This window comes from Acetobacterium paludosum (assembly GCF_008086595.1).
Lineage (GTDB): Bacteria > Bacillota > Clostridia > Eubacteriales > Eubacteriaceae > Acetobacterium > Acetobacterium paludosum.
In genome coordinates this window covers 148,631-162,529 of sequence record NZ_RXYA01000011.1, presented here as the reverse complement: position 1 = coordinate 162,529, position 13,899 = coordinate 148,631, and the positions used below count along the sequence as shown (strand labels likewise).

The 13,899-nt window shown below is 40.3% G+C and carries 9 protein-coding genes and 5 tRNA genes; 2 read left to right on the top strand and 12 right to left on the bottom strand.

All coding sequences use genetic code 11. From position 1 onward, the window contains the following. Positions 1–312: 312 nt before the first annotated feature. From FZC41_RS12235 to FZC41_RS12200, 8 genes are all read right to left on the bottom strand, one after another. Positions 313–386 (bottom strand) — tRNA-Cys (locus tag FZC41_RS12235). A gap of 16 nt (positions 387–402) precedes the next feature. Further along, positions 403–477, bottom strand: a tRNA-Gly gene (locus tag FZC41_RS12230). A 5-nt stretch (positions 478–482) separates the two neighbouring features. After that, a tRNA-Phe gene (locus FZC41_RS12225) sits at positions 483–558 on the bottom strand. 405 nt (positions 559–963) lie between these two features. Beyond that, positions 964–1,040: transfer RNA gene (locus FZC41_RS12220), tRNA-Asp, on the bottom strand. Positions 1,041–1,062: 22 nt separating this feature from the next. After that, positions 1,063–1,138 (bottom strand) — tRNA-Val (locus FZC41_RS12215). A gap of 71 nt (positions 1,139–1,209) precedes the next feature. Then, a complete protein-coding gene (locus FZC41_RS12210) occupies positions 1,210–1,953 on the bottom strand; it encodes a class I SAM-dependent DNA methyltransferase (RefSeq protein WP_148567689.1) in 744 nt (247 codons plus the stop codon). A 16-nt stretch (positions 1,954–1,969) separates the two neighbouring features. Continuing rightward, on the bottom strand, positions 1,970–3,127 hold the full coding sequence (locus FZC41_RS12205) for a M20 metallopeptidase family protein (RefSeq protein ID WP_148567688.1): 1,158 nt from the start codon (positions 3,125–3,127) through the stop codon (positions 1,970–1,972). Between the two features lie 70 nt (positions 3,128–3,197). Beyond that, the gene (locus FZC41_RS12200) at positions 3,198–4,271 is read right to left on the bottom strand and encodes an FAD:protein FMN transferase (RefSeq protein WP_148567687.1); all 1,074 of its coding nucleotides are present in this window, start codon (positions 4,269–4,271) and stop codon (positions 3,198–3,200) included. 180 nt (positions 4,272–4,451) lie between these two features. On the opposite strand from FZC41_RS12200, the gene FZC41_RS12195 reads away from it, so the two are divergent. Then, entirely contained in the window at positions 4,452–4,799 is a 348-nt protein-coding gene (locus tag FZC41_RS12195; protein ID WP_148567686.1) for a NusG domain II-containing protein, read from the top strand. Then, complete coding sequence (locus tag FZC41_RS12190) at positions 4,799–5,323, top strand: Gx transporter family protein (protein ID WP_148567685.1); 525 nt, start codon at positions 4,799–4,801, stop codon at positions 5,321–5,323. The genes FZC41_RS12195 and FZC41_RS12190 overlap by 1 nt, the downstream gene beginning before the upstream one ends. On the opposite strand, the gene FZC41_RS12185 is transcribed toward FZC41_RS12190, so the two are convergent. From FZC41_RS12185 to FZC41_RS12170, 4 genes are all read right to left on the bottom strand, one after another. After that, positions 5,313–7,067, bottom strand: coding sequence for an ATP-binding protein (locus tag FZC41_RS12185; RefSeq protein WP_148567684.1), 1,755 nt, complete (start codon positions 7,065–7,067; stop codon positions 5,313–5,315). The genes FZC41_RS12190 and FZC41_RS12185 overlap by 11 nt on opposite strands. A gap of 9 nt (positions 7,068–7,076) precedes the next feature. Continuing rightward, positions 7,077–7,772, bottom strand: a complete 696-nt coding sequence (locus tag FZC41_RS12180; protein WP_148567683.1) for a response regulator transcription factor — start codon at positions 7,770–7,772, stop codon at positions 7,077–7,079. Positions 7,773–8,060: 288 nt separating this feature from the next. Then, positions 8,061–12,296: a 2-hydroxyacyl-CoA dehydratase gene (locus FZC41_RS12175; protein ID WP_148567682.1), complete on the bottom strand. Its 4,236-nt coding sequence runs from the start codon at positions 12,294–12,296 to the stop codon at positions 8,061–8,063. Further along, positions 12,280–13,866, bottom strand: coding sequence for an FGGY-family carbohydrate kinase (locus FZC41_RS12170; protein WP_148567681.1), 1,587 nt, complete (start codon positions 13,864–13,866; stop codon positions 12,280–12,282). Before FZC41_RS12170 ends, FZC41_RS12175 begins: the two co-directional genes overlap by 17 nt. Positions 13,867–13,899: the final 33 nt, after the last annotated feature.

The following is a 13,899-nucleotide window of genomic DNA, read 5'->3' as shown; positions in this document are numbered from 1 at the left end:
TGCATGTGTTAAGCATACCGCCAGCGTTCGTCCTGAGCCAGGATCAAACTCTCAATAAAAGTTTGTATTCGAGCCTTTCGGCTTTCATATCTGTCTCATGAATAACTCAATTTTATCCTCTTGCGAGCTGATGTTTTATAGAGTGCATCTCTCTGTTTCTATTTTAGCCTTCTGCATTCTTGCGAATGTTTTGGCTGTTTTACAGGTTTTATGGTACTATTCTCTTTTCTATGACCGCCGCTCCGTTCTTACGAAGCTTGTACATTATATCGTCGTTTTCCTAAGTTGTCAAGTTCTTTTAAAAAGTTTTTTTGGAGGCGCCACCCAGAATCGAACTGGGGATGGAGGTGTTGCAGACCTTTGCCTTACCGCTTGGCTATGGCGCCTTATTAAATTAAAAATTGGAGCGGAAGACGAGATTTGAACTCGCGACCCTCGCCTTGGCAAGGCGATGCTCTACCACTGAGCCACTTCCGCTAAAGTGGTGCCCAGAGGCGGAATTGAACCACCGACACGAGGATTTTCAGTCCTCTGCTCTACCGACTGAGCTATCTGGGCAAGTAATAATATCTTTCTGTTTGTCTTCAATCGTTTCGGCAACATATTTGTCTGCCTAACTAAGCGATTCACACCAAATCAAAGATTTGGGTTCTCTGCTTATACCGACTGAGCTATCTGGGCAAGTAATAATATCTTTCTGTTTGTCTTCAACCGTTTCGGCAATACATTTTGTCTGCCTAACTAAGTGATTCACACCAAATCAAAGATTTGGGTTCTCTACTTATACCGACTGAGCTATCTGGGCAAGTAATAATGTGTTAAACGTTTAAAGTCCGTTACATGACTTAACTACTCCATGGTGAATAACCCAAACTCAGGTTTATCCTATCAGCCTCGGGGTAGCGATTTAATTATTATCAAGTTGAATTGTTATCTCTAAAGTGTACTAGCACTAAAAGAAAATGGCGACCTGAAAGGGGTTCGAACCCTTGACCTCCAGCGTGACAGGCTGGCATTCTAACCAACTGAACTACCAGGCCGTCTTGTTAGTTACTTGTAAAATGGTGGTCGCAATAGGGCTCGAACCTATGACCCCCTGCTTGTAAGGCAGGTGCTCTCCCAGCTGAGCTATGCGACCATCAATTGAGATACAAGCAATATTATACGGCAGACAAATCAATTTGTCAATCCTTTTCTCTTAAGTTTATATTACTTTTTTTCTGCAACAACTTGTATCCGGTCTCCTTCGTTACTTCCTGGCAGAAAAGTTCCGAAATCATAGTACTTTATATTTTTAAATCCTACATTGATCAAACAGCGGTGAATATCTTCAATTGTGTAAAAATATTGCACCTGTGTTTCTTCATGTCGATTATATGTACCATCTTGATTCTTTTCAAAAAAAGTAAGGTTAAAATGCATTTCGTTGTTCTTAAAGTCTGGCTCATTTTCCCATACACAAAAGATGTCATCAAGATCATATACAAAAGTATTGTTCGCAATCACTTCTTTATATTTTGAACTGGTATTGACGTCAAACAGTAATAACCCCTCACTTTCCAGACAATCATAACTGCACAGAAAAAAGCTTTGCAGCGCTTCAAGATCGGGCAAATAATTAACACTGTCACAACATGAGATAACCGCATCAAACGTCTGATTGATTTGAAAATTACTCATATCTCCCAAATAAAACCGGATGTTCTTTAACCCCATTCGATCGGCCTTTTCATCGGCAACACTCAACATTCCCTCTGACAAATCAACTGCCGTGATGTCAAATCCTTTTTTAGCTAAATTACAGGTAATATTTCCGGTTCCACACCCAAATTCCAAGATCGATTTAAATTCCCGTTTTCCATTGAAAAATAGTCGATGAATATAATCAGACCAATTTGGATAATCTATACCCGTCATCAGTTCATCGTATACCTGTGCAAATTCATCATACATAAATAGAATCCTCCTATTAATATTTATTTGAATATTTTATAAATTTAAGCGATATTTCAAGGCCTTTCAACAACACTTTTTCATCAAAGTTAAACTCCGCTTTATGCAAATCATGATCAAATCCTTTGCTGGGATTTCCGGTACCCAGGCCAATAAACAATCCCGGTATTTCTTTTTGAAAAAAGGCAAAATCTTCTGAAAGCATGATTTTCTTGATTTTTTCACATTCTGATGGTTCACAAAGTTCTAAGAATATCTTGTATAGCTCGGAATTATTGATTACCGGTGGATACATATCCACAAATTCCAGTTCAATAGTACAGCCATAAGCTAATTCCATGCCTTTTACAATTTCAGCCAATCGTCGGTGAATCATACTGTGATTTTCCTTGCTAAAAGAACGGATTGTCCCGCCAAGTTTAACCTCTTCGGCAACGACATTTACTCGGGTCCCGCCATTTAATAAACCAATCGAAATAACGGCACTTTCCATTGGATCTGAATTTCGGCTGATGATACTTTGTATACATGTGATCAGAGAAGCGCTTGCCACAATGGCATCCCGAGCAATATGGGGTTTCGCAGCGTGTCCGCTAACCCCATGCACAGTAATATAAAATTCACTGTTCTCTGCCATCATCGCTCCAGCCTTTGTGCTGAGGATCCCCTCCTTAACAAAAGGGAATAGATGATACCCAAAAATAGCTTTAACATCGTATTTTTTCAATATTCCCACCGCAATCATTGGCTTAGCACCACCGGGGCCCTCTTCGGCTGGTTGAAAAATCAACAAGACACTTCTTTTTTTCTCATCAGGATGATCTGATAAGTATTTTGCCAGCAGCAGATTCATGGTCATGTGTCCGTCATGGCCGCAGGCGTGCATCTTTCCGATATGTTTAGAACTATAATCATATCCTGCTTTTTCCACAATGCACAAAGCATCCATATCAGCTCGAAATGCAATTGTATTATTTTCATCGTCTCCTCTGATATATAAAACAACGCCAGTATCACATACTTTTTCTGGTTCATAGCCCAGGTCCCTTAAATAATTGAGAATATATGCCTGAGTTTTAAATAAATTAAAGCCCTCTTCCGGAATTTGATGAAGTTCTCTTCGCAAGCGTATTGCCTCATTTTCATACATCTCTAACAGTTTCTGATATTGCATTTGCTTCCTTTCTTAATATCCACATCTAATCGTCAAGTGCTCTGTATGATTCAATCCTTTGCTTACCGATTTATTCCAGTAACTTATAAGTATAGGTGCTTCCATAGTTTGCTTCATCAAAAGAAAAGATATCCTTGAGTCCCTTGGTTGCAATGATCTGATTATCTTTCGTCACAAAAATAGCCTCAACTCCGTCCATTTTCTCCACCAAAGCCAAACCCTTGTCTAATCCCAACAAAAATAATGTTGTTGTTAAACCATCCCCATCAATCGATTGGTCTGTAACCACCGTTACCTGTGTCAACCCCGATTCGGATGGATAACCGGTAAAAGGATCAAGAATATGGTGATAGCGTTTCCCTGCCGCATCAGTAAAATATCGCTGATAATCTCCAGATGTCACAACGGAGCCATCTTTTAACGAAACCACCCCGATATATCCATTTCCGGGATTGTTGGGATCTTCTACCCCAACGCCAAACGCTTTTCCATCTGCTTTTCCACCCATAACCAGGACATTTCCGCCTAAATTAACGATGGCGTGTTTGATACCTTCATCTTTAATGACCGCCATAACGGCATCGGCAATGTATCCTTTTGAAACCGAACCCAGATTGAGTTCCATCCCCGGATCGGTTAAATATACCGTCTGTTCTGACGGGTTCAGCACAATTTTCGTATAGTCGATTTTTTTCTGAGCTTCAGCAATCAAGTCTGGGGATGGTGCTTCTTTTATTTCTGGTTCATGAATGCCCCATAAATCAATAAGAGGACCTGCCGTCGCATCAAAATAACCACCCGAAATTGTTGAATAAAAAATGCCCTTTTCAATAATCTTATAGGTACCTTCCGAAACTGGAACAGGTTGTATCCCGGCATTTTCATTAATCAAAGTCAAGTCACTTGCTGCATCTGATTGTGCCAGGGTAACATTGAGCTCTTTAATTTTTTCAAAGGGTTTGTCCAATAAAGAGTCATCAGATTCTCCATATAGGGTAATGCTTACAAAAGTATCAAGTAAAAAATCACTTCGAGTCACCGTATCATTTTGGCTGCACCCAGATAGAAGTGTCATCATTAGAAACATCACCATTACTAAACCTGTCAATTTAAAGCTATTCTCTGTTATTTTTATTCTGCTCATACATTCCTCCCATTCATAACAAGTAAATGTATTATACCAAAGTATTAAAAAAAAAACATAAAAAAATGGTAATCCCTTTACCATTTATGTTTTTTCATATAAAATAAACCTTGCGGATAATTTTTATAAAATTGCGTTTTCATTTTTATACCATCGTATCTAATATCAGAAGAGGTAACCATGAAAAAAAAGGAATTTATTGTCATAACCATTTTGCTTGTAATCAGCTTAGGGGGGATTGCCCTTTATTATATTATCAATGCCACCAATCAACCGCTTTACGTACGGGTCACCAGTCAGGGAGAAGTCGTCACCATTCTTCCTCTTTCAGAAGATCATACCGAAACATTCTACACTCCATCCGGCGGATACAACACCCTAACCATTTCTAATGGTAAGGCTAAAATGACTGACGCGGATTGTCCCGATAAAATTTGTGTCAAAACCTACCCAATATCAAGTCCCGGGGAAACCATTGTATGTCTTCCCCACAAACTAGTTGTTGAAGTCGTTACCGGTAATCCCTGATGAATTCGAAAGCTTATCGTCTCGTTATTCTGAGTTTATATGTTTCAATGGCTTTAATCCTAAGCTATGTAGAAAGCCTAATCCCTTTGCCGCTTCCGATTCCCGGTGCCAAGATCGGCTTGCCCAATATCATCACTTTAGTATCGCTGCTCACCCTGGGATGGCCCCTGACCTTACTGGTGGTGGTCGCCCGCGTTCTTTTATCCGGGTTTTTGTTTGGCGGTGGTTTTTCAATTGTTTACAGCCTCGGCGGCGGCCTTTTAAGTCTATTCGTGATGGCTCTGATCCTACACTTTACCAAGGATGGCTTTTCACTAATTCTAACCAGTATTTTTGGTGCCATCTCTCATAACCTGGGGCAGGTCATCGTCGCATCGATTGTCGTTCAGACAAGTAGTCTGATGTTATACTTTCTTATTTTAATGTTTCTTGCTATTCCCACCGGGTTATTTATCGGGATCACCGCCCGGGAACTGATGCGACTTCTCGATAAGACGACAATTTTCAAACGCCTCAATTCCTAGTTTTTGGCAAATGAATGATGAATGTCGTACCTTTACCCAATTTACTGTTGACTTCAATTTTCCCATGATTGTTATAGATGATATGTTTCACAATTGCGAGGCCCAAACCGGTGCCTCCTTTTTCTTTTGAGCGACTTTTATCAACACGATAAAAGCGTTCAAAAATCCGGTCAATATCTTTCGTCGGAATCCCATAGCCTTGATCGCGAACTTCAATTCTCACTTCTTCATCGTCTTGAGTCAAAATCACTTCAATTGCTTTTTGTGGTTCTGAATATTTTATCGCATTGTCAATCAGATTAATCATCATTTGTCGGAATTCGTCCGGCATAAAGCTAAGCGTTATTGGTTTTTCACAGAACAACCTCATCGAAATTTTTTTTTCCTCGGCGCTGAGTTTTAGAATATCAAAAATTTGGGCAATTTCCTGGTCCAATCGCAAACACTCGGCCTTCTTTTCAAATCCACTTTTATTTTCAAGTTGCGATAGCACCAGGATATCGCTCACGAGGCGGCTAAGGCGATCACTTTCTTCGGATATAATTGAATAAAAATGATCCAATGTCTCTGGATCATCTATTTTGTTGACTTGAATCGTTTCAATAAAACCCTTAATCGTCGTAATTGGTGTTTTCAGTTCGTGTGATACATTTGCAATAAAATCACGTCGCATATTTTCCAAGCTTTTTAACAATGTAATATCTTCTAAAATGATAATATGTCCGTTTGAAAACTTATTGTTTTCGACAATCCGGTTAATATATACTCTGACGATCTGGTCTGGATGAATGCGTGATTCAAAACTCATTCTTTCACATTCTTCATTTTTGAGATGTTCCATGAGTTCCAGAATAAAAGATTCACGATATACCTCAAGGATATTTTTTTTAACTACCTTTTCTTCTTTAGAAATATCGAGTATTTTTCGGGCTGCATCGTTAAGATGAATAATTTTGTTTTTCTCGTCAATCGCTATAATTCCATGATTCATACTTGACAGAATGGAAGTAAGCTCGGCATTTTTTCGATTCATTTCTGAGAATGAATCATTCAGCTGTAAAGACATTTGATTTAAAGATTCTACCAATTCTCCGATTTTATCTTTACGAATCATCGTCAGCTGCTGCCCATATTTCCCTGATGCTATTTTTCTAGCAAATGCTGATGCCTCATCCAAAGGTTTCAATTCCCGATTGATTAAATAGGGGATGACTAAAGTTGTTGTAAAAATCGTCATCATAATAATCAAAATTATCTTTTCTACCATCTCAAAAATAACAGTATTTATGGAACTAACTGGCATTGCAACTCGCAATACGCCTTCAATCGTATTGTTTGCATCATAATAAGGCGTTGCTACATAAATCATTTTAACCTTAAGGGTATTTGAATATCGGATTTCTGTCGTTGTATTACCTGCCATTGCCCCGACAATTTCCGGACGGCTTATGTGATTGACTTCATCCTCCAATCCCGGTGTCGATTCATAAGTAACATCGCCCTGAATATTAGTAATCGTTATGCGCATTTTTGTACTGCTGACGTAATCATCTAATGCTTTAGAATTTTCTGTTTCTAAAAAAGTTGGCAATATATAATTGACAATATAATTGCTGCTTTCTTTTATGCTCTTCTCCGTATCTGAATAACATCTCTGGCTGTAACCGATAATAATGAATATACTGCTAATTACAATACTGGCTACAATAATAAGGATGAGTGAAATAGATAAACGTTTTTTCATTTTTTGCCTCTATTCTTCGACAAATCGGTAACCTACCCCCCGGACAGTTTCGATATATTTCCGACCTTCTTCCGCTGAATCTTCGATTTTCTTTCTTAAATAACGAATGTGCACATCCACTGTTCTTGTTTCGCCGTAATAATCATATCCCCATATTTGATCCAATAATTGATCCCTGGTCAGCACCTGACCACGGTGTTTTGCTAAAAACACCAATAATTCATATTCTTTTAAAGTCAGCGCTAGTTTTTCACCATTTTTATAGACGATAAAAGCTTTTGGCTCAATCAGCAAATCTCCGATACGGATTTCTTCCTCTTCTTTTGAAAGTAATATTTCGGTACGTCTTAATACCGCCTTTACTCGTGCACATAATTCCTTGATTCCAAATGGTTTGGTAATGTAATCATCCGCACCGATCTCGAGGCCTAGAACTTTATCAAACTCTTCACTCTTGGCTGTCAGCATAATGACGGGAATATATGAAATTACGGAATTCGCTCGAATTTCACGGCAAATGCTAATCCCATCTTTTCCCGGCAGCATCAGATCTAAAATAATCAGATCCGGCAGATAATCAAGTATTTTTTCTATGGCTATTCCACCATCCTGAACCCCATCCACATCAAATCCATGCGTTTTTAGATTAAATTTAATCAGTTCATATATATTTAACTCGTCTTCGATAATAAGAATTTTTTTCATGACTACTCCTTTATTTTTTATAAAAGAATTATATCACACCCAAATTTTCTCAGATGTAAATTTTGGGTTAAATTGAAACCTTTTCAAAATTTCTGAAAACGTTATATAAAAAATAATGATTGTATTCTTCTTTGTCACTCCATATAATGAAGATATCACAAATAATCCTTTATCTCTAAATGAATTACTCCCCTTTTTCATTTAGAAAAACGAGCTGTTTCTATTGAAGCGGTTCTTTTTTTTGCTTTTTTACGTAAAAAAGACCGGCGATAAAGCCAGTCTTTTAATTTAATCGGTTCGATTTAAATTCTTCATCGCAGTTCCCATCATCAGCTTAATCCGATTGAGCTGATTTACTTCACTTGCTCCCGGATCATAGTCAATGGGGGCAATATTCGAGCGAGGATATTTTTGACGAATGGGTTTAATCATTCCCTTTCCCATAACATGATTGGGAAGACAGGCGAATGGTTGAACACAAACGATATTTTCTACCCCATCCTCGATAAGCTCCATCATCTCCGCGGTTAAGAACCAACCTTCTCCGCCCTGATTTCCAAGGGAGATCAGCTCCTTCGCTTTATTGGCTTTCTTTTCAATGGTTGACGGCGGATGGAAGTGAGTACTCTCTCGCAATGCGTTTTTCATATTCTTTCTGGTCCGCTCCAACAGTTTTATTGCCAACTTGGCAACCAACATCGACTTTTTCTTTCCCGAAAGTTCTTCATATTTATAAACCTGATTATAACAACAGTACAGGAAGAAATCCATCATATCCGGCATAATCACTTCTGCGCCCTCATCTTCGAGCACTTTCTGAAGATTATTGTTCGCTGTCGGGTGGTATTTAACCAGAATCTCTCCAACAATCGCGACCTTTGGAATTTTCTTATCAATTCGGGGCAAGGCATCAAATTCTTTGACAATTTGCTGAACGTTTCCCTTAAATTCGCGAAGACTTGCATTTCTCACGTTTCCCTTAATTTTTTTCCGCCAGGATTGATACAGCTCTTCAGTCGAACCCGGGTGCCGTTCATAAGGTCTTGTGGCACTGGTCACTCTCTGCATCAAATCCCCATAGACAATCCCAATCAGCATTCGCGAAAGCAGGGGCAAGGTCAGTTTGAAGCCCGGATTACTTTCAAGTCCAATGGCGCTGATAGAAATAACCGGTATTTGTGACATTCCCGCCGATTCAAGTGCTTTCCTGATAAAAGCAACATAATTGGAGGCCCGGCACGGTCCGCCGGTTTGAGACATCAATACGGATACATTGTCCAGATCATATTTACCCGATTTTAAGGCGGCCATAATCTGACCTGTGGTAATAATGGTCGGGTAGCAGGCATCGTTATTGACATACGTCAGGCCTTCATCAATCGCGGCATTGTCGACGCTGGGCATCACCTCAACGTTATACCCCTGGCTTCTCATCGCATCTTCCATAAAATCGAAGTGAATCGGCGACATCTGGGGGACCAGCAAAGTGTGATTTTTTTTCATCGCTTTGGTAAAAACGACGCGCTTTTTTAACGGTTTGTTGGGCACCGTAATATTGCTTTTATCCCGTTCAATCATGGCGGCCTTTAAAGACCGCATCCGAATTCGAATCGCACCAAGATTATTAACCTCATCAATTTTAAGCAGCGTATAGATATTTCCATGACTTTCAAGAATTTCCTGTGTTTGCTCTGATGTCACTGCATCCAGTCCACACCCAAAGGACGTCAACTGAACCAGCTCTAAAAAATCACATTGATTGACCACCTCGGCCGCTTTATAAAGTCGACTATGGTATTTCCACTGATCCAGAACCCTGAACGATTCTTCCTCTTTTTTATTATAAAGATGGGCAATTGAATCTTCTGTCAGCACCGCCATATCCAGACCGGTAATAATATTGTCAAGTCCATGATTCACTTCCGGATCAACATGATAAGGTCTCCCCGCCAAAACAATTCCTTTTTGGCCGGTTTCTTTAAGATAGGCGACGGTTTCTTCGCCCTTTTTTTCAACATCCCTGCGGCAAGCCTCTTTTTCCTTCGTCGCGGCCGCCATCGCCGCAGCAATTTCTGCCGGACTGACACCATATTCTTTAAATATTTCTGCCAGACGTTCTTCTAAGCGCTGATCATTGTCAAACGGAAGGAAGGGATTTAAGAAAGTCATGCCCTCTTTGCGAATGTCGTCCTGATTGTGCTTAATGGTTTCCGGATATGACATGACAATGGGACAATTATACCAGTTGTCAACATCCTTAAATTCTTTTTCTTCATAAGGAATACAGGGATAGAAGATCAGTTTAATACCCTGATCCATTAAGCTCTGAATGTGTCCGTGAACCAGCTTTGCCGGATAACAAACAGATTCTGATGGAATACTCTCCATTCCTTTTTCATATATTTTTCGATTAGATTCTGGCGACAGCACCACTCGATATCCTAAACTAGTAAAAAACGTATGCCAAAATGGATAATTTTCATAAAGATTTAATGCTCTGGGAATGCCGATAACGCCCCGGGATGCTTTCTCAACAGGCAGGGACTCATAATTAAAAATACGTTTATATTTATACTGATAAAGATTTGGCAGATCTTTGTTCTTTTTAGAGCCGCCTTCTCCGATTTCACAACGGTTCCCGGTTATGTGACGGCTGCGGTCGTTAAACTTGTTGATGGTTAAAAGACAATTATTGCTGCATCCGCCACATCGTCGGTGACTGACTTCAACCTCAAAATCATCCAACGCCTCGATGCTTAGGATTCCGCTTCGATCTCCGGTTGTATAGTTTTCTCTGGCAATCAGAGCGCATCCGAAAGCTCCCATCAACCCGGCAATATCAGGACGTGTTACTTCTTTCTCGGTAATCTTTTCGAAGGTACGAAGGACTGCCTGGTTGTTAAACGTTCCCCCCTGTACGATGATGTGTTCGCCCAGCTCTTTGGGATTGTGAATTTTTATGACTTTCTGCAGAGCATTTCTGATCACCGAATAGGATAGGCCAGCTGATATATCGCCCACTTCCGCCCCTTCTTTTTGGGCCTGTTTAACTTTGGAGTTCATGAAAACCGTGCAACGCGTTCCCAGATCAACCGGGTTCTTTGCCTTCAATGCCGCTTCGACGAAAGCATCCATCTCCAATCCCAGAGATTTTGCGAAAGTTTCCAGAAAAGAACCACAGCCTGATGAACAGGCTTCATTAAGAATAATGCTGTCGATGGTTCCATTTTTTATCCGCATGCATTTCATGTCCTGACCGCCGATATCCAGGATAAAGTCAACTTTAGGTCTAAAATAGCGGGCTCCTTTATAATGAGCGATGGTTTCAATTTCGCCAATGTCTACCTTAAGGGCCTGCTTAATCAAGCTTTCCCCATAACCCGTTACCGTGGACTTGCCAATGTAAACATCGGCGGGAAGGACTTTATAGATTTCTTTTAAAATCTTGATGGATTGCGCCAGGGGACTGCCTTCATTCCCGCCATAGTAGCTATACAGCAGCTCTCCATCGATATTAATCAGGACCGCTTTGGTGGTGGTTGATCCCACATCAATCCCTAAAAAGCAGCATCCGGTATGGCTTTTTAGATCGTTTCTTGTTACTTTATTTTTATTATGCCGATCCCTGAATTTGTCCAGTTCCTGCTGGTTTTTAAACAACGGATCCAACCGACCCACTTCATTTTCAGAAACCGAGTCCAAACTTCCCACGGCGGTAACCAGATCTTTAAAATCAACTGTTTTTTCTTTTTCCGCTGAATAGGCCGCGCCGATCGCCACAAATAAATTTGATTTGTCTGGAAAAATAATTTGATCTTCGGTCAGCTTTAGCGTTTCGATAAAGCGCTGTCGCAATTCCGACATAAAATACAGCGGTCCTCCTAAAAAAGCTACATTTCCTTTGATGGGATGGCCGCATGCCAAACCGCTGATCGTCTGGTTGACAACCGACTGTAAAATCGATGCGGCGATATCCGCTTTTGCCGCCCCTTCATTAATAAGGGGCTGCACATCTGTTTTTGCAAAAACACCGCATCGGGAGGCAATCGGATAAATCATGGCGTGATTTTTGGCTAATTCATTAAGCCCTTCGGCATCTGTTTTAAGTAAAGTGGCCATTTGATCAATAAATGCCCCAGTCCCTCCGGCACAGGTACCATTCATCCGCTGTTCAACGGTGCCTTTAAAAAAGGTTATCTTTGCATCTTCTCCACCCAGTTCGATGGCAACCTCAGTCCGTGGAATACAGCGTTCAACGGCTAGTGTACTCGCGACAACCTCTTGTACAAAAGGTATTCCCAACCACTGCGAAATCATTAACCCGCCAGACCCTGTTACCGATACTTTTGTCTGTAAATCGCCAACTTTTTCATAGGTTTCTTTTAATAAATCAACGATTGTTATTTTAATATTCGATAGATGTCGGCGGTATACCTCGTAGATGATTTCATTTTTTTCATTGATTATTACCACTTTAATCGTGGTTGAACCAATATCAATTCCCATTTTATAATTGTTTTTCATTAAATTTTGTGACCTCTTCTTCCAATACGTCAGCAACATTGCTCATTTTATTATATGCCTGATACAATGGTTTTACACGACCATATAGTTTCTTATATATTTTATTATAAATTCCTGAATATTTCATTACATTCGTTGGCTCCGGCAAAAACACCTTTGACCGATGAATCATCTGGTCGCTGGCTTCGGAAATGGTTTGATATCGTCCTAAACCAACAAACGTTGCCATCGCTGCACCTAATCCCGTTGTTTCAAATGTTTGTACCCGATACACCGGGCGATTAAAGATATCAGCCATAATTTGGGTAACACCATCACTACGGGATCCGCCGCCGGAAAGGCCGATGGCCTGTACCGAAATTTTTGTTTTTGATTCGATTAATTCAAGCCCTTCCAACAAACCATATCCCAAGCCCTCAACGATTGCCCTGTAAATATGCTTCTTCGTGTGACCTTCAGTAAAGCCAATGAAGGAACCTTTTGCTTCCGGACGAAAAGCTTCCATCCCCCAATAGGGCTGGTGAACAAGTCCATTTGCGCCCACCGGTGTCTCTTTTAAATATTCTTCAAGAAGGGGATGGAGTTCTTCGGGATCTACCCGATCGAGAAATTCTTTAACATACCAATTCACCATCCAGAACCCATGGTAAATTGTCACCTCGGGATTATATGCATCTTGATCAACCGCTGTAAAAGACGGATAGAACGGATATAATTCAACATACTTTGTTGTGGATATTTCTACTGTTGATTGGGTTCCCAGGGAAACGCTGGCAATTTCCGGTGTTAATGCCCCCACCCCGACTGTTTCACAACCTTTATCCGTTCCCGATGCCACAATGGCCAGTCCGACGGGCAGCCCAGTCATTTGCGCAGCCGCTGCTGTCAGTTGACCAATAATTTCACAGGAATTCACCAAATCAAAGCATTTTTCCGGTTCAATTTTTATGATTTGATATTTGACATCATTTTTTTTGCACCATTCCTTCCGCTTTGTATCAAAAGGAACATGTCCGGCGATCGATGATCGACTATCCATCACTTTCCCTGTTAATTTTGTTAAAAGATAGGTAGATAGAAAAACAACTTTACTGGTTTTTTCCCAAATTTTCGGTTCATTAACTTTTATCCAATTGGCATGGGTGATCCTACTGAACGATTTTGCCGAATCATTAAAACCGATCATTTTAAACAGCAGGGTATAAGGGCGTGCAAAAGGCAGCGACTCATCCAACTCGCGCCGATCCAACCAACTGATAAAATCACGCAGGGGTTCGCCATTTTCATCCACAACGGTAATGATATCGCGCTGGCATGACACGGTCATCCCCTGAATGGCATTAAAAAGAACCGGGGTTTTCTGGTTGAGATTGTTGACAACTTCAACCAAACCATCCCAGAACATTTCTGGTGGTGCTTCCTTCCATTGAAAGCATTTTGAATAGTAGCCGTCAAAAATCTTCTCGCTTTTTCCCAGTTCATTTCCGCAGTCATCAAAAAGAATCCCTCTAATCCCTCTGGTTCCGCAATCAATAGCTAATACTATATTTTTATTTTCGCTTTTATCCAAAATCTATTCTCCAAACGTTGCAATAATTTACAT